Here is a 21,870-nt window from a genome sequence, read left to right as displayed (position 1 = left end):
AAGGAGCGAAGCGACGCGGCGCAGACCATAGAATCCATGCCGTGACTTGGAAGCGCCGCTGCGGTGCAGAATTCTGCTCCGCAGCACGCCTTGGCGAGGGGAACGGCATGGATTCCAGGGTCTACGCGACGGAGCTTCGCTCCTGCTCCGCCCTGGAATGACGATCGCGATGGGCGTTTCGCGCCAATCTCCAGCGCATGCCACCAGCCAAACAGAGTCGACCGGTCAAGCCTCTGTGCAGTGCCTCAGGCTTTCTTGCCGTGCTTGGCCAGATCCTGCGCGATCGACAGCCGCAGCAGGTCGGCCAGCTCGCGCGCGGCGCGGTTCTCGGCGTCGATCTGCGCCCGGTAGGCCGCGAACTCCTGGCGGGGCCGGTCGAAGGATGAGGGGATCGAGCGTTTGCCCACCGCAATCACCGTGTTGGTCGCGGTATCGCGCAGCACGTAATTGGCGGTCAGCGTGACCGTGCCCGCCGTCGGCTCGTCCTCCTGGGTCTGCACCTGCACGATGGCCGCTGATTCGACGAGCTCGGTGACGCCGAGATCGAGCGTATAGGCCGGCGAGGCCGGCTCGCCCGAGCCTTGCCCGAAAGCGAAGATCAGATTGTTGCGCACCTGCTGCGCGTAGCGCGTCTTGACCGGCTTGATCGAGATCGAGGCGAGCTCGGCGGACGCGCTGAGCTGCGATCCGGGCGACAGCGGCTGGTTGGAATAGAGCGGCCTGACCGTGCAGGCCGAGACCAGCGCAAGYGCGGCGGCCATGCCGCAGACCGCCAGGCGGCCGCGCAGGCGGGGCCCTTCTGACTTCACCGGATCAGGCAACGACATTGACGATCCTCTGCGGGACGATGATCACCTTGCGCGGAGCCTTACCATCGAGCGCTTTTTGCACGAAGTCGAGAGCCAGCACCGCTTTTTCGACGGCACCTTGATCCGCGTCGCGGGCAATTGTCAAATCCCCGCGCTTCTTGCCGTTGACCTGCACCGGCAGCACGATCTCGTTGTCGACGACCAGCGCCGGATCGTAGACCGGCCAGGGCCGCTCGGCGACCATCTCGGTGCCGCCCAGCGCTTCCCAGCATTCCTCCGCCAGATGCGGCATGACCGGCGCGATGATGTGCACCAGTATCTCCACCGCCTCGCGGCAAGCGCCTTTCAGCGCGGCGTCCGCCTTGCCTTCGGCAACGTCGTTGAGCGGCGTCGCCAGCGCGTTGGCGAGCTCGTAGATGCGGGCGATGGCGCGGTTGAAGCCGAGCTTCTCGATGTCCTCGCCGACCGCCTTCAGGATCTTGTGCGCGGCCTTCGACACGGCGCCCGCCTCGCCGTCCTTCGCCGCCACGGGCTTCACGCCGGAAAGCTCGTCGGCCGCGATCTGCACCAGGCGCCAGATGCGCTGCACGAAGCGGTGCGCGCCGGCTGCGCCGTCGTCGGTCCATTCGACGTCGCGCTCCGGCGGCGAGTCCGACAGCATGAACCAGCGCGCCGTGTCGGCGCCATAGCCGTCGGTGATCTCTTCCGGGCTCACCGTGTTCTTCTTCGACTTCGACATCTTTTCCAGCGCGCCGATCGTCGCCTCCTCGCCGCTGGCGATCTCGACGGCGCGGCGCTTGCCGCCGACGTCCTCGAGCCTGACCTCGCTCGGCGACAGCCAGCGCCCGTTGTTGGACGATCCACCGACGCGGTAGGTCTCGTGCACGACCATGCCCTGCGTGAACAGGCCCTTGAACGGCTCGGCCAGATTGAGGTGACCTGTCTCGCGCATGGCGCGGGTGAAGAAGCGCGAATAGAGCAGATGCAGGATCGCATGCTCGATGYCGCCGATATACTGGTCGACCGCCAGCCATTCGTCGGCCGCTTTCGGCTCGGTCGGCTCATTGGCCCAAGGCGCTGTGAAGCGCGCGAAATACCAGGACGAATCGACGAAGGTGTCCATCGTGTCRGTCTCGCGCCGCGYATCGCGGCCGCATTGCGGACACTTCACATGCCGCCAGGTCGGATGCCGGTCGAGCGGGTTGCCCGGACGGTCGAACTCGATGTCGTCGGGCAGCTTCACCGGCAGGTCGGTCTTCGGCACCGGCACCACGCCGCAGGCCTCGCAATGGATCATCGGGATGGGGCAGCCCCAGTAGCGCTGGCGCGAGATGCCCCAGTCGCGCAGGCGGAAATTCACCTTGCGCTCCGCCATCGGCCRGCCGCCGATCGTTTTTGCTTCGAGCAGCTTCGCCACTTCATTGAAGGCCTTTTCGGGCTTCATGCCGTCGAGGAAGCGCGAATTGATCATCACGCCGTCATCGACATAGGCCTCCTCCGTAATCTGGAAGGTCTTGGCGTCGGCTCCTTCCGGCATCACCACCGGGATCACCGGCAGGCCGTATTTGTTGGCGAAGTCGAGGTCGCGCTGGTCGCCCGATGGGCAGCCGAAAATGGCGCCGGTGCCATATTCCATCAGCACGAAATTGGCGACATAGACCGGCAGCGTCCAATTCTCGTCGAACGGATGGACGACGCGGATGYCGGTGTCGAAGCCCTTCTTCTCGGCCGTCTCCAGCGCCGCCACCGAGGTRCCCATGTGGCGGACCTCCTCGATAAACTTCGCAAGCTCGACATTCTCCTCGGCGGCTTTCCGCGCCAGCGGATGGTCGGCGGCGACCGCCATGAAGGAGGCGCCGAAAATGGTGTCGGGCCGGGTCGTGTAGACTTCCAGCTCATTCGCATCGCCGACAGGCTTCGCCAGCGGCCAGCGGATCAGCAGGCCTTCGGAGCGGCCGATCCAGTTGTGCTGCATCAGCTTGACCTTCTCCGGCCATTCTTCGAGCCGGTTGAGCGAGTCCAGCAGATCCTGCGCGAAGTCGGTGATCTTGAAGAACCACTGCGTCAGCTCGCGCTGCTCGACCAGCGCGCCCGAACGCCAGCCGCGGCCGTCGATGACCTGCTCGTTGGCAAGCACCGTCATGTCCTCCGGGTCCCAGTTGACCTTGGAGGATTTGCGCGTCACCAGCCCCTTCTCGACAAAGTCGAGGAACAGCATCTGCTGGCGGTGGTAGTAATCGACGTCGCAGGTCGCGAACTCGCGCGCCCAGTCGAGCGACAGGCCCATCATCTTGAGCTGCTCGCGCATGACCRCGATGTTTTCGTAGGTCCAGTCCTTGGGGTGGACCTTGTTCTGCATGGCGGCGTTTTCGGCCGGCATGCCAAACGCGTCCCAGCCCATCGGATGCAGCACGTTGAAGCCCTTGGCGCGCTTGTAGCGCGCCACCACGTCGCCCATCGTGTAGTTGCGGGTGTGGCCGATATGGATCTTGCCCGACGGATAGGGGAACATCTCGAGCACGTAGTATTTCGGCTTCGGGTCGTCGTTGCGGGCCTCGAACAGCTTCTTTTCGGCCCAGGCTTTCTGCCATTTGGGCTCTGACGTGCGCGGATTGTATCGTTCAGTTGCCATCGGATGTTTTTCACTTAAAAGCAGGCACAGGGCGCCGGACACCGCCGGCGGCTGGGAAATGTCGTCGCGGTGTTCACCATGGATTGCCGGACCCGTCAACTGCGGCGAGCCGGCCCGGCCATGAAAACTATAGGCAGGATAGTGGCATGACGAACGCCGTAGAGCAGCTTCACGCGGTCAAGGCGAGGATCGCAAACGCCGAGCGCGAGGCAAGGCGCGAGCCCGGCGCCGTCACGCTGGTGGCCGTGTCGAAGACCTTCACGGCCGAGGACATCCGCCCTGTGATCGAGGCCGGCCAGCGCGTTTTCGGCGAGAACCGCGTGCAGGAAGCCCAAGGCAAATGGYCGGCGCTGAAAGCGGCATTTGGCGGTCTCGAGCTGCATCTGATCGGCCCGCTGCAGTCCAACAAGGCGAAGGAAGCGGTGGCGCTTTTCGATGTCATCGAGACGGTCGACCGTGAAAAGATCGCCGCCGAACTGGCTAAGGAGATGGCCAGGCAGGGCCGCTCACCAAAACTCTACGTCCAGGTCAACACCGGCTCCGAGCCRCAAAAGGCCGGCATCGAGCCGCGCGAGGCGGTCGCCTTCGTCAAGCGCTGCCGCGATGTGCATAGCCTCGCCATCGAGGGCCTGATGTGCATCCCGCCGRCCGACGAGAACCCCGGCCCGCATTTTGCGCTGCTGGACAAGCTCGCCCGCGAGGCCGGCGTCGCGAAGCTCTCGATGGGCATGTCCGGCGACTACGAGACCGCCATCGCTTTCGGCGGGACGAGCGTCAGAGTGGGATCGGCGATCTTCGGCAGCCGCTAAGCGCCTCGGCCGCTCGTAACGATCTCGTTACCGACCGGCCAATTGAACGATAGGGCCGGCGTCAGAACTTGAAACGAAACGGCCCGTTCCTATTTGCATGGTGTCATTCAATCCTTCTCTCGGGGATCCTACCATGCGCTATAACCAGCTCGGCAATACCGGCCTGTTCGTTTCCGAACTCTGCCTCGGCACCATGACCTTCGGCGCCGCCGGCCAGAATGCCCAATGGGGCCTGATCGCCAGTCTCGACCAGAAAGGCGTCAACGAGATCGTTGCCCGCTCGATCGCCGCCGGCGTCAATTTCTTCGATACCGCGGATGTCTATTCCTTCGGCCAGTCCGAGCAATTGCTGGGGCAGTCGCTCAAGGATCTCGGCGTCAAGCGCTCGGACGTGATCATCGCCACCAAGGTGCATGGCGCCATGGGCAACGGGCCGAACGAGCGCGGCTCCTCGCGCGGCCACATCATGGATTCGGTCGACGGCAGCCTGAAGCGGCTGCAGCTCGATCATATCGATCTCTACCAGCTGCACGGCACCGACACGGTGACGCCGATCGACGAGACGCTGCGCGCGCTCGACGACCTCGTAGCCAGCGGCAAGGTGCGTTATGTCGGAGTCTCCAACTGGCAGGCCTGGCGTATCGCCAAGGCGCTGGGCATTGCCGAGCGCAAGGGCTTTGCCCGCTTCGAGACGATCCAATCCTACTACTCGATCGCCGGCCGCGATCTCGAGCGTGAGATCGTGCCTTTGATCAACGAGGAAAAGCTCGGCCTGATGGTCTGGTCGCCGATGGCCGGCGGCCTGCTCTCCGRCAAATACGGTCCCGGCGCGCCGGGCAACGGCGAGGGCCGCCGCGCGTCCTTCAACTTCCCGCCGGTCAATGAGGATCGCGCCTGGGCGGCGGTTGCCGTCATGCGCGAGGTCGCCAAGAAGCACGGCATCAGCGTCGCCACGGTGGCGCTGGGCTACGTGCTGGCAAAACCCTTCGTCATGAGCGTCATCATCGGCGCCAGCCGCATGGACCAGCTCGAGCAGAACCTTGCCGCCACCGGCCTGAAGCTCGACGCCGATGATCTCGCCAGGCTCGACGAGGTCAGCGCGCTGCCTGCCGAATATTCCGGCTGGATGCTCGAGCGGCAAGGCGCCGGCCGCCGTCCTGCGCCTTTCGTGCCCAAGGTGTAGTCAGCCTTCAAGAGGGCAGACTTTCGGGAAGCCGTGCTTGTCGAGGCGCGGCTCTCCGTTTCAAAGGCGCACTGTCTCCGCAAGAAAATCGAGAAACGCCCGCACCCGGGCCGGCAGATGCTTGCCCTGGCCGACATAGACGGCATGCGTCTGCTCCTCGTCGCCGGGATTGAATGCTTCCAGCAGCGGCACGAGCCGCCTGGCGCCGATGTCGGGTTCGACATGCCAGCGCGCCAGCCTTGCGATGCCGGCGCCGGCCAATGTCGTCAGCCGCATCGCCTCGCCGTCGCTGACCGTCGAATTGCCGACGATCGGAACCATGAGCGGAGCGCCTTTCGCATCCACGAATGGCAGGCCGTCGATATGCCGCACGAAGCCGAAAGCGAGCAGATTGTGGCTGGCCAGGTCGGCCGGCGTCCGCGGCATGCCGCGCGCTTCGAGATAGGCCGGCGCCGCGACCACCACCATCCGGCTCTGGCCGAGCTTGCGCGCCACCAGCCGTGACTCCCTGAGCGGGCCGGCGCGGATCGCGACATCGGCGCGCTCCTCCATCAGGTCGATGACGCTGTCGGTCAGCACCGCCTCGACGGAGATTTCCGGGTAGCGTTCGAGAAAGCGCGGCAACAGCGGCATCAGCCGATGCTGGCCGAACGGTACGTAGGAATTGACCCTCAGCCTGCCGCGCGGCGCGGCGCCCGCCGCCGCTTCCCGTTCGGCCGCATCGAGATCGGCCAGGATGCGCATGCCGCTGTCGTGGAAGGCCGCGCCTTCCGGTGTCAGTTGCAGCCGGCGCGTCGAGCGGCTGATCAGCCGTGCGCCAAGCCGCGCCTCGAGCCGCGCGATCAGCTTGCTCACCGCCGAAGGCGTCATGCGCAATGCCCGCGCCGCGGCCGAAAAGCTGCCCGCCTCGACGACGCGGACGAACACTTCGATCTCGCCGGAGCGGTTGATGTCGGGCCTCGCCATTCGTGAATCTATTTCACAGAAAATATGCCTGGCGCAAGGCTGGTTCACAGCTTGCCCGATCACGATCTTCCCCGTGCATGATCCCGAACCGAAGGTCAGCGAAAGCAAAAAGTGGGGAACCGGTTTTCGGGAAAGATCATGCGCCAGCAAAGATTCCGGGGCGCGGGATTGAGCGTCCCTTTCCTGACCAGACGGACCATCGCCATGCCCCTTGCTCTCTATGCCCTCACCGCCGGCGCCTTCGGCATCGGCGTCACCGAATTCGTCATCATGGGCCTGCTGCTCGATGTCAGCGCCGATCTCGGCGTCTCGATCTCGTCCGCGGGCCTGCTCATTTCCGGCTATGCGCTGGGCGTCGTCGTCGGCGCGCCGCTGCTTGGCGCGCTGACCGGCCGCCTGGCGAAGAAGACCTTGCTGCTTGCCCTGATGGTGGTCTTCACCGTGGGCAACCTCGCCTGCGCGCTGGCGCCCGACTACTGGACGCTGATGGCGGCGCGTGTGCTGACCGCCTTCGCCCACGCCTCCTTCTTCGGCGTCGGCTCCGTCGTCGCCACCAGCCTGGTCGCGCCGAACAGGAAGGCCTCGGCGATCGCGCTGATGTTCACCGGCCTCACCGTCGCCAACATCCTCGGCGTGCCTTTCGGCACCTGGCTCGGCCAGGCCTATGGCTGGCGCTCCACCTTTCTCGCCGTCACGCTGGTTGGCGTCATCGCCTTTGCCGTGATTGCGCTGCTGGTGCCGCGCGACGAGCCTGTCGCCGCGGACGAGGAGGAGAGCTCCGAAGGCGCGCTTGCCGTGCTCGGCCGCCGGCCGGTGCTGCTCGGCCTTTTGACCACGGTGCTGAGCTGGGTCGGCGTCTTTGCCGCCTTCACCTATCTGGCGCCGATCCTCACCCGCGTCACCGGCTTTTCCGAGGGAGCCGTATCGCCGATCCTGCTTGTCTTCGGCGGCGGGCTGGTGGCGGGCAATCTGCTTGGCGGACGCCTCGCCGACCGCCATCTGGTGCCGACGGTCGTCGRCACGCTGGTCGCGCTGTCGGCCGTGCTGTTCGCCATGACCGCGGCGATCCATCAGCCGATCACGGCGATCGTCGCCGTCGGCCTGCTGGGTGCCGCCGCCTTCGCCACCGTCGCGCCGCTGCAGATGTGGGTGCTGGAGAAGGCCGAGGGCGCCGGTCAGGGCCTGGCCTCCTCCTTCAACATCGCCGCCTTCAATCTCGGCAATGCCATCGGCGCCTGGCTCGGCGGCTTCGTCATCGACCATGGCCCCGGCCTCGGCGCCGTCCCCCTTGTTGCGGGCCTGGTGCCGCTTGCCGCGCTCGGCGTCGTGCTCATGGCGCTGCGTCTCGAACGCGGCCGGGCGATCGGCAAGCCGGTCACCGCGCAGTGCTGAGCGCTGATTCCTTCGACATACAATCAGGAGAAGAAAGATGGACTACCGACCTCTCGGCGCTTCCGGCCTGAAAGTGCCCGCCCTTTCCTTCGGCGCCGGCACCTTTGGCGGCTCCGGCCCGCTCTTCGGCCATTGGGGCAACAGCGATGCGAAGGAGGCGCGCCGGCTGGTCGACATCTGCCTGGAGGCAGGCGTCAATCTCTTCGACACGGCCGACGTCTATTCCAACGGCGCCTCGGAGGAGGTGCTTGGCGAGGCCATCAAGGGCCGCCGCGACGCGGTGCTGATCTCGACCAAGACATCCCTGCCGATGGGCGACGGCCCGGCCGACTGGGGCTCGTCGCGCTCGCGCCTGATCCGCTCTGTCGACGCCGCACTGAAGCGGCTAGGCACCGACTATATCGACCTGTTGCAGCTTCACGCATTCGACGCCTCGACGCCGGTCGAGGAGGTGCTGTCGACGCTGGACGACCTCGTGCGCTCCAGCAAGCTGCGCTATGTCGGCGTCTCCAACTTCTCCGGCTGGCAGGTGATGAAATCGCTCGGCCTCGCCGACAGGCACGGCTATCCGCGCTATGTCGCGCACCAGGTCTATTATTCGCTGGTCGGCCGCGACTATGAGTGGGAGCTGATGCCGCTCGGCCTCGACCAGGGCGTCGGCGCGCTGGTGTGGAGCCCGCTCGGCTGGGGCCGGCTCACCGGCAAGATCCGCCGCGGCCAGCCCTTGCCGGAAAAGAGCCGGCTGCACGGCACCGCCGATTTCGGCCCGCCGGTCGAGGACGAGCATCTTTTCAAGGTGGTCGATGCGCTGGAAGCGGTCGCTGCCGAGACCGGCAAGACCGTGCCGCAGGTCGCCATCAACTGGCTCCTGCAGCGGCCGACCGTCTCGTCCGTGATCATCGGCGCGCGCAACGAGGAGCAGCTCCGCCAGAACCTCGGCGCCGTTGGCTGGGCGCTGACCTCGGGGCAGATCAAGGCGCTCGATGAAGCGAGCGCCGTAACGGCGCCCTATCCGTATTTCCCCTATCGGCGGCAGGAAGGKTTCGCCCGGCTCAACCCGCCGGCGGTGTGAGACACAAGGTTGAAGCTGCGAATCTCGCCCCTCGAGGGGGGGAGATATCCGGCAGGGCAGAGGGTCGTCTCACATCGAACGCCAACCTCCTCCGGCCTCGCAGAGGGCCGGCGCTCCCCGCGCGGCAACCCCGTCTGTCGCCTTCGGCGACATCTTCCCCTCAAGGGGGGAGAACATCCGTGCTCAGTGCACCAGAAACTCCCCATCCACCTTCCGCCACTCGTTYGGCGCGACGAGCCTCTGGTGGGTATAGGTCACCGAATGCAGCGGCCCGTCGAGCTTGTTCTTCCAGAATTCGATGAAGCGGATCAGCACCGGGAATTTCGGAGCTATGTCGTAATCCTGCCAGACGAAGCTTTGCAGCAGGTGCGGGTGGTCCGGGTAATGGTAAAGGATCTTGGCCGTGGTCAGCCCATACCCCTTGAGCATCAGGTCCATTTCGGAATTGTCGCGCATTGCGTTTCCTTGGTTGATTCTCCTTCCTCCCAACGCCGGATTGTGCGCACGGTTGCTTAACTGTCTATGGTTTTTTGYGAGATCCCTAAAAATTTTTCTCATTAAAACAGGCGGTTARCAGCCGCCAAGCAGGAGTGCTAGTAGCCCTGGGCGCTTGCCCCTGCGTCATCCCGCCGCGCGAATCCAACGTCTAATATTGCCGTCACGGCGGAACTGTTAATAATGCCCGCGAATTCGCGGCCGCATCGCCGCGATGCCGCCGGCGCTTCAAGCCGGCGGAACGGTCCCGGAGGAAAGCTGAAAAATGTCCGATGTGCATGTCCACCGCGTCCAGCCGGCGTGGAAGAAGAACGCGTTGATCGACAACGACACCTATCTCAAATGGTACGCYGACAGCGTGAAGAACCCGGACAAGTTCTGGGGCAAGCACGGCAAGCGGATCGACTGGTTCAAGCCCTTCACCAAGGTCAAGAACACCTCCTTCGACGGCAAGGTCTCGATCAAGTGGTTCGAGGACGGTGAGACCAACGTCTCCTGGAACTGCATCGACCGGCATCTGAAGAAGCGCGGCGACCAGACCGCCATCATCTGGGAAGGCGACAACCCCTATGACGACCGCAAGATCACCTATAACGAGCTCTACGCGCATGTCTGCCGCTTCGCCAATGTCCTGAAGAAGCATGGCGTCAAGAAGGGCGACCGCGTCACCATCTACATGCCGATGATCCCGGAAACGGCCTATGCGATGCTTGCCTGCACTCGGCTGGGCGCCATCCATTCGGTCGTCTTCGGCGGYTTCTCGCCGGACGCGCTCGCTGGCCGCATCGACGATTGCAAGTCGACCATCGTCATCACCGCCGACGAGGGCCTGCGCGGCGGCAAGCCAATCCCGCTCAAGGACAACACCGACAAGGCGATCGACATCGCCGCCAGGGCCGGCACCAAGGTCGAGAAGGTCGTGGTGGTGCGCCGCACCGGCGGCAAGATCGGCTGGGTGCCGGAACGCGACGTCTGGTACCACGACGAGGCGGCGACCGTTAAGGCCGACTGCAAGCCGGAGAAGATGAAGGCGGAGGACCCGCTTTTCATCCTCTACACCTCCGGCTCGACCGGTAAGCCGAAGGGCGTGCTGCACACCACCGCCGGCTACCTCGTCTATGTCTCGATGACCCACCAGTATGTCTTCGACTACCATGAGGGCGACATCTATTGGTGCACCGCCGATGTCGGTTGGGTCACCGGCCACAGCTACATCGTCTACGGGCCTCTGGCCAACGGCGCCACGACGCTGATGTTCGAAGGCGTGCCGAACTATCCCTCGCAATCGCGCTTCTGGGAGGTGATCGACAAGCACCAGGTCAACATCTTCTACACCGCRCCGACGGCGCTGCGCGCGCTGATGGGCGCCGGCGACAGCCATGTGAAGAAGACCTCGCGCAAGTCGCTGCGCGTGCTGGGCACGGTCGGCGAGCCGATCAATCCGGAAGCCTGGGAGTGGTATTACAACGTCGTCGGCAACGCCAAGGTGCCGATCGTCGACACCTGGTGGCAGACTGAGACCGGCGGCATCATGATCACGCCGCTGCCCGGCGCCACCGACCTCAAGGCGGGCTCCGCCACGCGGCCCTTCTTCGGCGTCCAGCCGCAGCTGGTCGACGGCGACGGCAAAGTGCTGGAAGGCGCCACCGACGGCAATCTCTGCATCATCGATTCCTGGCCGGGCCAGATGCGCACCGTCTATGGCGACCATGACCGCTTCGTGCAGACCTATTTCTCGACCTACAAGGGCAAGTACTTCACCGGCGACGGCTGCCGCCGCGATGCCGACGGCTATTACTGGATCACCGGCCGCGTCGACGACGTCATCAACGTCTCCGGCCACCGCATGGGAACGGCTGAGGTCGAATCGGCGCTGGTCAGCCACGACAAGGTGTCCGAGGCCGCCGTCGTCGGCTACCCGCACGACATCAAGGGCCAGGGCATCTATTGCTATGTCACGCTGATGGCCGGCACCCAATCGAGCGAGGATCTGCGCAAGGAGCTGATCGCGCATGTCCGCAAGGAGATCGGCGCCATCGCCACKCCCGACAAGATCCAGTTCGCGCCCGGCCTGCCGAAGACCCGTTCGGGCAAGATCATGCGCCGCATCCTGCGCAAGATCGCCGAGGACGAGTTCGGCGCGCTCGGCGATACCTCGACGCTGGCCGATCCGGCCGTGGTCGACGACCTCGTCGCCAACCGGCAGAACAAGAAGGGCTGATGGCCGGCGGGCTCGGCACCGTCAGTCAGCTCTGGCGCTATCCGGCGAGTTCGCTCGCCGGCGAGCGGCTCGATGCCATCTCGGTCGAGCAAAAGACCGTCTATGGCGACCGGCTGTTCGGGCTGGTCGATGCCGATGGCGAGATCGCCAGGCCCGACCGCGAGGCCAGATGGCACAAGGTGCCGCTGATCCGCACCCGGTTGACCGAAGCCCCTCTGAGCAAGGAATGGCCGCTCGAAGTCGCCGTGCCCGGCGGCGGCTGGCTGCCGGCGCCCGATCCTGAAAGCGACCGCGCGGTATCGGCCTTTCTTGGCTTCGAGGCCTCGATCCGGCCGTTCGGCGCGCAGAATGCGGCGCCCGGCTACGTCGGCCCGCTGACCGAGGCCCGCTATGCCAAGGCGCCGATCCATCTGCTCACCACCGCTTCGCTTGCCAGGCTGAAAGCGCTGCACCCCGAAGGCACGCCCGATCCGCGCCGCTTCCGGCCCAACATCGTCGTCGACATGGCACCGGTCGAAGGCTCGTTTCCCGAAACGGAATGGATCGGCAGGAAGCTCGCGGTCGGCGATCTCGAGCTCACCGTCTCGGAACCCTGCCGCCGCTGCGGCTTCACCATCATCGCCCAGGATGGCTTCGACGCCGACCCCGGCATCCTGCGCAATCTGGTGCGCCACAACACCCACAATCTCGGCGTCTATTGCACCGTCGACCGGCCGGCGCGAGTCGGCATCGGCGCGCCGATGCGCTTGATGGACTGAAGCGGGCCGGGCCTACCGGTACAAATCCGCCCGTGTCGGCGGCAGGCCGCTCGCGCCGCGGGCGCGCCTCGTGGCGACGGTCTGGAAAATCTGCGCCGAGCCGCGCTCGAAGGTGATCGAGCAACCCGCCAAATAGAGCAGCCACAGCCGCGCCTTGGGCTCGCCGACCTCGGCGACCGCCTCGTCGAAGCGCGCATTGAGACGCTCTGCCCACAGCCGGCAGGTTCGCCCATAATGCTCGCGCAGGTTCTCCACGTCGTAAGCGAGGAAGCCGTGCGCCTCGAGGTTGCCGAGCGTCATGCCGATCGTGTCGAGCTCGCCGCCGGGGAAGATGTATTTGATCAGCGCCTTGTATTCCGGCCCCTTGCGCAGCGTCTTCCTGATGTCGCCCTTGCTGCGTCTGGTGATGGCGTGGTRCAGATAGATTCCGCCGGGCTTCAGCAAACGGTGGACGGCCGAGAAGTAGGCCGCGTGATTGGCGAGGCCCAGATGCTCGAACATGCCGATCGACGAGATCTTGTCGAAAGTGCCGGAAAGTTCGGCATAGGATTTTATCTCGATGGTGATGCGGTCCTCCAGCCCCTCGGCGCGGATGCGCTCGCGGGCAAGGTCGGTCTGGGCTTGCGACAGCGAGACGCCATGGCCGACGACGCCGTAATTCTTCGCCGCATGGATGAGCATCGCACCCCAGCCGCAGCCGATGTCGAGCAGCCTTTCGCCGGGCTTCAGCCTGAGCTTGCGGCAGATGTGGTCGAGCTTGTCGACCTGCGCCTGGTCGATGCCATTGGCGAAATCCTGGAAATAGCCGCAGCTATAGACCATGCGCTCGTCGAGGAAGAGCCGGTAGAAATCATTCGAAATGTCGTAATGATGCTGGATCGCCTCCTTGTTCGACCCGCTGACGAAAGGCTTACGGCCGGAAAGATCGCTGCGCGCCGTCATCTGCTTGCGCGAAAACAGCACCATAGGCAGGTCGCGCAGGATCGCCAGCTTGGGCAGGGACTTGAGCTTCGTCTTGAGCTTGCCTTGCGACGGCAGGGCATAGAAATCGAACAGCGTGCCGTCTTCGATATCGACGGTCTTGGAAATCCACRTCTCCACCAGCGTCGAGAAGGTCGGCCGGCGGACCAGTTGCCAGACGATGTCCTGATCGTTGATGGCAAGCACCGGGCCGCTGGCGGGTCCGATCCGCTCGCCGGTCCACAGCCTGACTGCAAAACCAGGCTTCAGCGTTTCGACGACCTTGCGTACGATCCGCGCGGCTCTGTCGGCGGCGTCCATTCCCACCTCCCGCTATGTCGCATCCGCCCCGTTCCCGAAGCCRCACTGTCGTCCGCCGGCCTGTGGACCGCAATCCCGATCTGTTGCGCAAAAGCACCGCAAGAGCAGGTTTCCCAGCTCGAGGCATGACCATTCCGTTGCGTCATCTTGTCTTTTGCTCCGGCGCACCCCATCATCTCAGTGTGTTCAACGAACTGAAAGGAGGTGATCCGATGTCGAGTGATTTCGTTTTCCATAACGTGAGCTCTGCGGATTGCACTTCCGGGAAGCAGTCTTCCCGTTAAGGCGCGAGACGCGCGGCAGGTAGCCCGGAGGGGCTGCCGCCAGGAGCCGCGTCGTGGACGGAAACACGGAAGGCCGCCGGCTTCGTCAAGAAGCGGCGGCCTTTTCCGTTTGAATCACTGCGTCAGCGCGACCTTTTCAGTGTTGCGGATGATTTCCTGGAAGGCGGCATCCAACTCCGCTCCGGTGGACGCTTCGAAATAATGCTTGTTGGCGGAGGAGGTATCCTTCGACGAACAATCCTTAAGCACCGCTTTCGCCTGGTCCCGCTCGGTTGCCGACATGTCCTTGTCGTTCAGATCGAAGCCGATGGTGAAAACCTCGATGCCATCGTCTTTCATGTTGCCGCATAGAGTTTGAGCGTTGCCGCGCGCAAGGTTGCCTTGGCCATTGTAGTTGCCTCCCGCGCCGGCGAAGGCGGTGTTGAACTGGCCATCGGTCATCAGGATCGCGACCTTGGCGATCTTTTTCGCATTGTTGTCCGAGGGGCCGCCGCCCAGGCCGRCATTCTTGATCACGGTGCGCCATTGCGGCGACAGCATGTAATAGGTCCACTGAACGGCGATCGCGCCGGCCGTGTAGCCATCCGCCTGGAAGTGGTCGATCGAATCGAGCAACGCACCGGAATCGGCGGTCAGCGGGATCACCGCCGCGGTAGGGCACTTGTTCATTCCCGAGCCGCCCAGATGATCGTCCCGGTTGACCAGCGCAAAATATTTCTTGCCATTCTTGTCCGTGCGGACCGTGTCGGGGCCGTCGGCGCTGAAATCCGGATTGCCGTTTTTGTCCTTGCGCTCTGTAGCGCAATTGTCGGGACGAGGCGTCGCCGCGCCGACGATGGAGACATAGTCGCTGAACGAGGGCAGCAATTTGCTGTTCGTCTTGGCGACCAGAAGCGTGCTGCCGGCAACGGGAGGCAGGTCCGAGCCTCCTTGGTTTTCGACATAGACATTTTCCGCCAGCTTGCCGGCGTTCACGGCAGATGCATAGGRCACAAGCGCGACACGGACGCGAGGGTTCTTTGGGTCCTGGTTCTGAAGCATCGTCCGGACGGCGTTTTTCGCCGCCGCTTTAAGGTCGCCGATCTTGTCGACCTTGCCTTTCTTCGCCATCGACCCCGTTATGTCGAGCATCATCGCCACCTCGACCTGCTTGTCCGAATAGAGCGCCGTGGTCGAAGCATTCACGCGGCGCATGTCACCGGTGCTGAAGAACGGGAAATAAAGCCCGACATCGGCATGCGCATCCGCCTGCACCGTATTAGCCGTCCTGTTGACCGTAAGCTTGTCGAGCACGACCTGATTGGCCTGCAGGATGCCGGCCGCGCTGTTGGCGTCGAGGAATGCCTGCACCGTCTTGTTGGCGTCGGCTTCGGTGATGACGCCGAGGGTGAGATCGCGGGCCGTCGAGGTCACAGCGGCGTCGACRACGCCCTGCAGGCTCGACCTCGCATTGTAGAGTTGCGAGATATTGACCGCGAATCCYACCCCCAGCGCGAGGACCGATGCGGCAGCTCCGAACAGAATCGCGAAATTGCCTCCGCGATCCCGGGTAAAGCCGTCCACCCCACGAACGACACCTCTGAACTGCCGCATCCCTTCCGCCTCCACTGTCTGCGGCACTGCGCCGCTCGGCCAGAGCGTTGCAGGATTTCGGCCAGACCGGTCGGGCCACCGCCGAAAGACGCTTAACAGGCGGTTAATCCGCTGTTTTTGCTGGCTTTCGGCGAATTTTTGGGTGAACGGRAAGTAAACGAAAATCCACTGGCGAAGCGGCCTTCATGAAGCGCTTACCATGATCTCCAGGGCTGTCGCGGCCGTTCTCTCTTCGGCACAATTGGGTTGTGCCGAAGCGGGTCAGCGGCTGCCGCGAGACATGGCGCGGCGCAGTGTCTGTCGAGATTCAGGTCAGGCCGGCCTCACCTGAATATCACTGACCTCAAGCCAGCATCTGCGCGCTGACCGTCCGGTCGACGCCATGATGCGGAGGATTGAAGCGGTTGCCTTCCTGCTCGTAGGTCCACACCTTGAACAGGCTGAGCCGGTGCGGGCCAAAACTGTGCAGCAGCGGCACGTCGGTGGCGTCGCGACCGCGCGCGATGACGACGCGGCCGATGCGCGGCCGATTGTGGCGCGGATCGAACGTGTACCACTTGCCGTCGAGGAAGACTTCCATCCAGGCCGAGAAATCCATCGGCGCCGGATCGGCCGGCACGCCGATATCGCCGAGATAGCCGTTCACGTAGCGCGCCGGAATGTTCATGCATCGGCAAAGCGTGATCGCCAGATGCGCGAAATCGCGACACACCCCGACGCGCTCCTCATGCGCCTGGGCGGCCGTGCGCGTGGCGCGCGCATAGCCGTAGCCGAAGGAAAGCCGGCTGTTGACATAATCGACGATCGCCTGGACGCGCGCCCAGCCGGGCGGCAGCGGACCGAAAAGCTGCCAGGCGGTGTTGCTGAGGTGGTCGGTCTCGCAATAGCGGCTGCCGAGCAGGTAGACCAGCACATCGTCAGGCAATTCCGCGACCGGCGTTTCCCGCGCCAGCATGTTGACCTCGTCGGTCTCGCCGCTGTCCTCGACCGCCGCATCGTAGAGGATGCGGAAGCTTCCGGCCGGCGCCGTGAAACGGCGGCAGATATTGCCATGGCGGTCGCGATAGGCGTGTGTCGGCACCGACGGCGAAGTCAGCACCCGCGTCTGCCGCTTGATGTCGGCATGGCGGTCGGGATGGATGTCGAGAAGTGAGATGATCGGCGTCGCCGCCGCGCATTCGATGGCTATCTCATAGCCGAGTCGGATCAGCATCGCATTCCCCCCTTGGTGATTTTGGAAGACTGGCTGTTCAACGCCGCGAACCGGAGGTTGTTCCCCCGTGGAATCGAAATGGCGGGTTCTCGCCTTCTCAGCCAGAGCCAGCCGGTCTAAACTAGGCTACGCGTTTCGCCCTCCCCGAAAACGATTCCCCAGGATACCCGATGTTTGCAGGCTCAAAATTCGCCGCCTTCCTTTTCGACATGGACGGCACGGTGCTCAACTCGATCGCCGCGGCGGAACGGGTGTGGACGGCATGGGCAAACCGGCATGGCCTCGATGTGGCGGCCTTCCTGCCGACGATCCATGGCAGGCGCGCACGCGAGACCATCGCCGCGCTGAAGCTTCCGGGCGTCGATCCGCTGGCGGAGGCGGATTTGCTGCTCAAGGCCGAAGCCGAGGATCTCGAAGGCATCGTCCCCATCCCCGGCGCCGTCGCGTTCCTGCAATCGCTGCCGCCGGAGCGCTGGGCGATCGTCACCTCGGCGCCGCGCGAACTGGCGCTGCTGCGCATCCAGGCGGCCGGCATCCCGGTTCCCGCCATGATGGTCACGGCCGAAGATGTCACCCATGGCAAGCCGGCGCCGGACTGCTTCCTGCTGGCGGCAAAGCGTCTCGGCGTCGCTGCGCGCGACTGCCTGGTGTTCGAGGACGCGCCRGCGGGTATCGCCGCGGGCGAGGCTTCCGGCGCTTCGGTCATGGTGATCAGCGCCACGCACGTCCACCCGCTCGTCACGCCGCACCCGATGATCCGTTCCTATGACGAAATCGGCATCGCGCTGGACGACAGTGGCTGGATTGCGCTCGCGCCCGAGCGTGCCGTCGCTTAAAAGTCGGTGGCGAGGCCCTTCACCTCCCAGTCGCCATAGCGGCCGGGTTCGTTACCGCCGCGACCACCGATCTCCTTCGGCAATTTTGCCTCGGCCTGACGATATTCCCTACGCCTGGCCTCGGCCTCCGCTAGCGCGCGGCTCGCAGCCGGCGTCAGCACCTTTCGCGGCGCGTCGCCTTCGCCCGCGGTTTCGGTCTTGTTGGTCGGTTCGGTCATGCGATATTCCTGCCGATTGAAACGAGGCCCGGCCTTTCCCATCATATAGCCATGACCGCAAAAGGATCGACCCCAATTCTCCATCGCTCCGAACGGATGAAACGATGAACACGCTTCGTACCGCAGTGCTCCTTGCCGCGATGACGGCGCTGTTCATGGGCGTCGGCTATCTGATCGGCGGCTCGGGCGGCATGGTGATCGCGCTTCTGATCGCCGCCGGCACCAACCTGTTCAGCTACTGGAACGCCGACAAGATGGTGCTGTCGATGAACCGCGCCGTCGAGGTCGACGAAAAGAATGCGCCCGAATATTACGCGATCGTCCAGGCGCTGGCCAAGCAGGCCGGCCTGCCGATGCCGAGAACCTATCTGATCGACAATCCGCAGCCCAACGCCTTCGCCACCGGCCGCAACCCCGAGAATGCCGCGGTGGCGGCGTCCACCGGCCTGCTCGAGCGGCTCTCCCATGAAGAGGTTGCGGCCGTGATGGCGCATGAGCTTGCCCATGTGCAGCATCGCGACACGCTGACCATGACGATCGTAGCGACGCTCGCCGGCGCCATCTCGATGYTTGGCAATTTCGCCTTCTTCCTCGGCGGCAGCCGTGACAACAACAATCCGTTCGGCTTTGTCGGCGTGCTTGTGGCGATGATCGTTGCGCCCTTCGCCRCTATGATCGTGCAGATGGCAGTGAGCCGCACGCGCGAATACGAGGCCGACCGGCGTGGCGCAGAAATCTGCGGCAATCCGCTGTGGCTGGCCTCGGCGCTGGGCAAGATCGCGCGCGGCGCCGAGCGGATCCCCAATGAGGATGCCGAGCGCAATCCGGCGATGGCGCATCTTTTCATCATCAACCCGCTGCATGGCGAGCGCATGGACAATCTGTTCTCGACCCATCCGAGCACCGAGAACCGCATTGCGGCGCTGCAGGAGATGGCGCGCGCCATGGGCGGCGCATCGCCTGCCGCACGGCGCGAGGCAGCAGCGCCGACCGCCGCCAACGAAGCGCCGGCCGGCCCCTGGGGCAAGCCGGCGGACCCGGCCGCAGAGGTCGAGCCGCCGCCACCAAAACCCAATCCCTGGGGCCGCAACCCGACCGGGCCTCGCAATGCCGGGCGCAAGGGCCCGTGGTCGTGACGCCGCCGAGGCGCGGACAGCCAGGCAATCCGCAACGCCCAGGCAATCCGCAAGGCAAGGCCGGTGACGAGAACGTTGCCGGCCTTGCCGCGCGGAAAGCGGCGGCGCGCCTGCTTGCCGCAGTCATCGATGCCCATACCCCACTCGACGGATTGACCGACAACGAGCACGGCCATCCGCAATACAAGGCGCTGGACGGCCGCGACCGCGCGCTGGTGCGCGCCATCCTGGTGACGGYGCTGCGCCACCGCATGATCATTGCCGGGCTGCTGTCGAAACGGCTGGAAAAGCCGCTGCCGGCCAACGCCACGGCCCTCTCGCATATCCTCAACGTCGCCGCCGCGCAGATCCTGTTCCTCGATGTCCCCGACAGCGCCGCCGTCGATCTGGCCGTCACCCACGCCAAGTCCGATCCGCGCACGACGCGTTTCTCCGGCCTCGTCAACGGCGTGCTGCGTTCGCTGGCGCGCGTCAAGGACGCCGAGCTTGCCCCGGCGCTCGCCGCCACCAGCGAGGCGCCGCAATGGTTCTCCGAGCGGCTGGTCGCCGCCTACGGAGCTGACAAGGCGCGCGCCATCCTCGCCGCCCATCGCCACGAGGCGCCGGTCGATTTCACGGTCAAGGCCGATCCGGCGCTCTGGGCCGAGCGTCTGGGTGGCATCGTGCTGCCGACCGGCACGGTGCGTGTCGAAAAGCTCGCCGCCAATGTCGTCGACCTGCCCGGCTTCGCCGACGGCGCCTGGTGGGTGCAGGACGCAGCCGCCAGCCTCCCGGCGCGCCTGTTCGGCGACATCGGGGGCCAACGCGTTGCCGACCTCTGCGCCGCGCCCGGCGGCAAGACGGCGCAGCTTATCCTGGCCGGCGCCAGCGTCACCGCTGTCGACACGTCGAAGAACCGGCTCGCGCGGCTCAAGYAGAATCTCGACCGCCTCGCCCTGACGGCCGAACTCGTCCAGACCGACCTGCTCGACTACCGCCCGGCGAAACTGTTCGACGCCGTGCTGCTCGATGCGCCCTGCTCCTCGACGGGCACGGTGCGCCGCCACCCCGACGTGCCGTGGACCAAGACCATGGCCGATGTCGAAAAGCTCGCCGACCTCCAGCGCCGGCTGCTCAACCACGCCGTCAACCTTGTCAGGCCCGGCGGCCGCGTCGTCTTCTCCAACTGCTCGCTCGACCCGATCGAAGGCGAGGAGCTTTATCGCGCCTTCCTCGCCGGGAACCCCGGCGTCGCCGCCGATCCGATCCGTCCCGGCGAATTTGCCGGTTTCGATCCGTTCCTGACCCCTGAGGGCACGTTGCGCACCACGCCGGCCGACCTGGCGCTGGGACCGCCCGGGATTTCAGGCCTGGACGGCTTCTTCGCCGCGCGGATGAAGCGGACAGGTTGACGCGTTATCTCATAAAATCGGCTGACTTTTTAGGGAAGACCCCACTGCTACGGCGTGAAGTGGTTCACTTCGGCGAAATCCGCCTTCGCATAAGTTCTTGAATCGCATAAGCTTGTGCTTGGGTTAGGGGACATCAGGAGGGTTATTGGCACTTGTTGCCTCCAGCACGACGCGTCTGTGGACGCTGGTCGCGAAGGAGTTCTGGCGCAAGACGCGCCGGCGCCTCCGCGCCGGCCCGGTTTATCGCTGGCGCTATTCCGGCCGCACTCCCGAACGCGTCCTGATCGCCCCGCCCGACCTGCGGCTCGCCGATCCGCAGATCGCTCTGGAGATTTACTATGGCCGCTATCCGCTGTCCGGCCATCTGGTCGAGACCGGCGGCACCTCGCCCTTCCAGCTCGACGTGCCCAATCGCGGCTGGCAGAAATCGCTGCACGGCTTCCGCTGGCTGCGCCATATGCGCGCCACCGGCACCGAGCTCGCCGCCGCCAACGCCAGGGCGCTCGTCACCGACTGGATCGCCATGCACGGCAACCAGATTTCGGGCATCGCCTGGGAGCCTGGAACGACGGCCAAGCGCGTGATCGCCTGGCTGCAGCATTCCTCAGTGGTGCTGCAAGGCGCCGAATTCCCCTTCTATCGCGCCTTCCTCAAATCGCTCGCCGTGCAGATCCGCTACCTGCGCTCGGTGGCGCGTGAGATGCCGGATGGCGAGGCCAGGCTGCGCGCCCGCATCGCGCTCGCCTTCGCCGCGCTATCCTTGCCGGCCCCGGCCTCGGCGCTGCGTTCCGCGACGCGCAATCTGGCTGAGGAGCTGGAGCATCAAATCCTGCCCGATGGCGGCCACATCTCGCGCAAGCCGATGGCGGTGCTGGAACTGCTCGCCGATCTGCTGCCGCTGCGCCAGACCTATGCCAACCAGGCCGAGGCGCCGCCGGCGGCCCTGATCGGCGCCATCGACCGCATGTTGCCGGCGCTGCGCTTCTTCCGCCACCAGGACGGCAGCCTGGCTCGCTTCAACGGCATGGGCGCCACCATCCACGACCGCATCGCCACCATCTTGCGCCATGACGACACGGTGGGCGCGCCGCTGCTGCACGCGCCGCATTCCGGCTATGAGCGCCTGTCGATGGGCGGCGTGACGGTGATCGCCGACACCGGCCTGCCGCCGCCTGTCGACGTCTCCAACGCAGCGCATGCCGGCTGCCTCGCCTTCGAGCTTTCCTCCGGGCGTCAGCACTTCATCGTCAATGCCGGCATCGACACCTACGGCGCCCCGGAATTCCGGCCGCTGGCCCGCGCCACCGCCGCGCACTCGACAGCGACGATCAACGACACCTCGTCGGCGCGCTTCAGCCACTCGCTGCGCGTCAGCGATCTTTTGGGCTCGCCCCTGATCGGCGGTCCGCAGCATGTGCCCTGCAAGCGCCTCGACCAGAAGGGCATGCAGGGCTTCGTCGCCCGCCATGACGGCTATGTCCAGCAATTCGGCTTCCTGCACGAGCGCGAGCTGAAGCTCGGCACGAACGGCAACGTGCTTGCCGGGCGCGACCGTTTCCTGCGCCCGGGCAATGCGGCGAT

The 21,870-nt window shown here is 65.2% G+C and carries 19 protein-coding genes; 11 read left to right on the top strand and 8 right to left on the bottom strand.

Going from position 1 to position 21,870, the window contains the following annotated elements; genetic code table 11:
• Positions 1-245 precede the first annotated feature (245 nt).
• Together lptE and leuS are read right to left on the bottom strand one after the other, a co-directional pair.
• Positions 246-827 carry an LPS assembly lipoprotein LptE gene (gene lptE, locus LCM4576_RS07025; protein ID WP_071031285.1) on the bottom strand — a complete coding sequence of 194 codons (582 nt, stop codon included), beginning with the start codon at positions 825-827 and terminating at the stop codon, positions 246-248.
• Entirely contained in the window at positions 814-3,441 is a 2,628-nt protein-coding gene (gene leuS / locus LCM4576_RS07020) for a leucine--tRNA ligase (protein ID WP_071031284.1), read from the bottom strand. Before leuS ends, lptE begins: the two co-directional genes overlap by 14 nt.
• Positions 3,442-3,587: 146 nt before the next feature.
• Between leuS and LCM4576_RS07015 the strand changes: the two genes are divergently transcribed.
• Both LCM4576_RS07015 and LCM4576_RS07010 read left to right on the top strand, forming a co-directional pair.
• The gene (locus tag LCM4576_RS07015; protein WP_071031282.1) at positions 3,588-4,250 is read left to right on the top strand and encodes a YggS family pyridoxal phosphate-dependent enzyme; all 663 of its coding nucleotides are present in this window, start codon (positions 3,588-3,590) and stop codon (positions 4,248-4,250) included.
• Positions 4,251-4,383: 133 nt separating this feature from the next.
• The gene (locus LCM4576_RS07010; RefSeq protein ID WP_071031280.1) at positions 4,384-5,433 is read left to right on the top strand and encodes an aldo/keto reductase; all 1,050 of its coding nucleotides are present in this window, start codon (positions 4,384-4,386) and stop codon (positions 5,431-5,433) included.
• Positions 5,434-5,493: 60 nt separating this feature from the next.
• On the opposite strand, the gene LCM4576_RS07005 is transcribed toward LCM4576_RS07010, so the two are convergent.
• Positions 5,494-6,399, bottom strand: coding sequence for a LysR family transcriptional regulator (locus LCM4576_RS07005; RefSeq protein WP_040991581.1), 906 nt, complete (start codon positions 6,397-6,399; stop codon positions 5,494-5,496).
• Here LCM4576_RS07005 and LCM4576_RS36260 point away from each other — a divergent pair.
• Genes LCM4576_RS36260 through LCM4576_RS06995 form a run of 3 tightly spaced genes read left to right on the top strand, consistent with a single transcriptional unit; the run spans position 6,383 to position 8,863 of the window.
• Positions 6,383-6,571 carry a hypothetical protein gene (locus LCM4576_RS36260; protein WP_131803230.1) on the top strand — a complete coding sequence of 63 codons (189 nt, stop codon included), beginning with the start codon at positions 6,383-6,385 and terminating at the stop codon, positions 6,569-6,571. The genes LCM4576_RS07005 and LCM4576_RS36260 overlap by 17 nt on opposite strands.
• Positions 6,572-6,603: 32 nt before the next feature.
• Positions 6,604-7,791 carry an MFS transporter gene (locus LCM4576_RS07000; protein WP_071031290.1) on the top strand — a complete coding sequence of 396 codons (1,188 nt, stop codon included), beginning with the start codon at positions 6,604-6,606 and terminating at the stop codon, positions 7,789-7,791.
• Between the two features lie 37 nt (positions 7,792-7,828).
• Positions 7,829-8,863, top strand: coding sequence for an aldo/keto reductase (locus tag LCM4576_RS06995; protein WP_071031278.1), 1,035 nt, complete (start codon positions 7,829-7,831; stop codon positions 8,861-8,863).
• Between the two features lie 183 nt (positions 8,864-9,046).
• On the opposite strand, the gene LCM4576_RS06990 is transcribed toward LCM4576_RS06995, so the two are convergent.
• Positions 9,047-9,319 carry an usg protein gene (locus tag LCM4576_RS06990; protein ID WP_071031277.1) on the bottom strand — a complete coding sequence of 91 codons (273 nt, stop codon included), beginning with the start codon at positions 9,317-9,319 and terminating at the stop codon, positions 9,047-9,049.
• Between the two features lie 304 nt (positions 9,320-9,623).
• Between LCM4576_RS06990 and acs the strand changes: the two genes are divergently transcribed.
• Together acs and LCM4576_RS06980 are read left to right on the top strand one after the other, a co-directional pair.
• Entirely contained in the window at positions 9,624-11,579 is a 1,956-nt protein-coding gene (gene acs, locus LCM4576_RS06985) for an acetate--CoA ligase (protein WP_071031275.1), read from the top strand.
• Entirely contained in the window at positions 11,579-12,337 is a 759-nt protein-coding gene (locus LCM4576_RS06980; RefSeq protein WP_071031273.1) for an MOSC domain-containing protein, read from the top strand. Before acs ends, LCM4576_RS06980 begins: the two co-directional genes overlap by 1 nt.
• A gap of 12 nt (positions 12,338-12,349) precedes the next feature.
• Here LCM4576_RS06980 and LCM4576_RS06975 read toward each other — a convergent pair whose 3' ends face one another.
• The 3 genes from LCM4576_RS06975 to LCM4576_RS06965 form a co-directional block, all read right to left on the bottom strand.
• Entirely contained in the window at positions 12,350-13,618 is a 1,269-nt protein-coding gene (locus LCM4576_RS06975) for a cyclopropane-fatty-acyl-phospholipid synthase family protein (protein ID WP_071031271.1), read from the bottom strand.
• A gap of 398 nt (positions 13,619-14,016) precedes the next feature.
• Entirely contained in the window at positions 14,017-15,495 is a 1,479-nt protein-coding gene (locus LCM4576_RS06970) for a TadE/TadG family type IV pilus assembly protein (RefSeq protein ID WP_071031289.1), read from the bottom strand.
• 343 nt (positions 15,496-15,838) lie between these two features.
• Positions 15,839-16,708, bottom strand: coding sequence for a transglutaminase family protein (locus tag LCM4576_RS06965; protein ID WP_071031269.1), 870 nt, complete (start codon positions 16,706-16,708; stop codon positions 15,839-15,841).
• A 170-nt stretch (positions 16,709-16,878) separates the two neighbouring features.
• Between LCM4576_RS06965 and LCM4576_RS06960 the strand changes: the two genes are divergently transcribed.
• Positions 16,879-17,544: an HAD-IA family hydrolase gene (locus tag LCM4576_RS06960; RefSeq protein WP_071031268.1), complete on the top strand. Its 666-nt coding sequence runs from the start codon at positions 16,879-16,881 to the stop codon at positions 17,542-17,544.
• Here LCM4576_RS06960 and LCM4576_RS06955 read toward each other — a convergent pair.
• Positions 17,541-17,762 (bottom strand): DUF1674 domain-containing protein, encoded by a 222-nt coding sequence (locus LCM4576_RS06955; protein WP_071031287.1) that lies wholly within the window; start codon positions 17,760-17,762, stop codon positions 17,541-17,543. The two genes, LCM4576_RS06960 and LCM4576_RS06955, sit on opposite strands and share 4 nt — an antisense overlap.
• A 104-nt stretch (positions 17,763-17,866) precedes the next feature.
• On the opposite strand from LCM4576_RS06955, the gene htpX reads away from it, so the two are divergent.
• The 3 genes from htpX to LCM4576_RS06940 form a co-directional block, all read left to right on the top strand.
• Positions 17,867-18,898: a zinc metalloprotease HtpX gene (gene htpX / locus LCM4576_RS06950; protein ID WP_071031266.1), complete on the top strand. Its 1,032-nt coding sequence runs from the start codon at positions 17,867-17,869 to the stop codon at positions 18,896-18,898.
• Positions 18,895-20,289 carry an RsmB/NOP family class I SAM-dependent RNA methyltransferase gene (locus tag LCM4576_RS06945; RefSeq protein ID WP_198540219.1) on the top strand — a complete coding sequence of 465 codons (1,395 nt, stop codon included), beginning with the start codon at positions 18,895-18,897 and terminating at the stop codon, positions 20,287-20,289. Before htpX ends, LCM4576_RS06945 begins: the two co-directional genes overlap by 4 nt.
• 145 nt (positions 20,290-20,434) lie before the next feature.
• On the top strand, positions 20,435-21,870 hold a 1,436-nt coding region (locus LCM4576_RS06940), incomplete at its 3' end, for a heparinase II/III family protein (RefSeq protein WP_071031263.1).

Origin of the sequence: Mesorhizobium sp. LCM 4576 (genome assembly GCF_001854815.1) — a bacterium.
Classification (GTDB): Bacteria; Pseudomonadota; Alphaproteobacteria; order Rhizobiales; family Rhizobiaceae; genus Mesorhizobium; species Mesorhizobium plurifarium.
The sequence above is the reverse complement of the archived record's forward strand: the minus strand, read 5'-3'. Positions and strand labels throughout refer to the sequence as shown.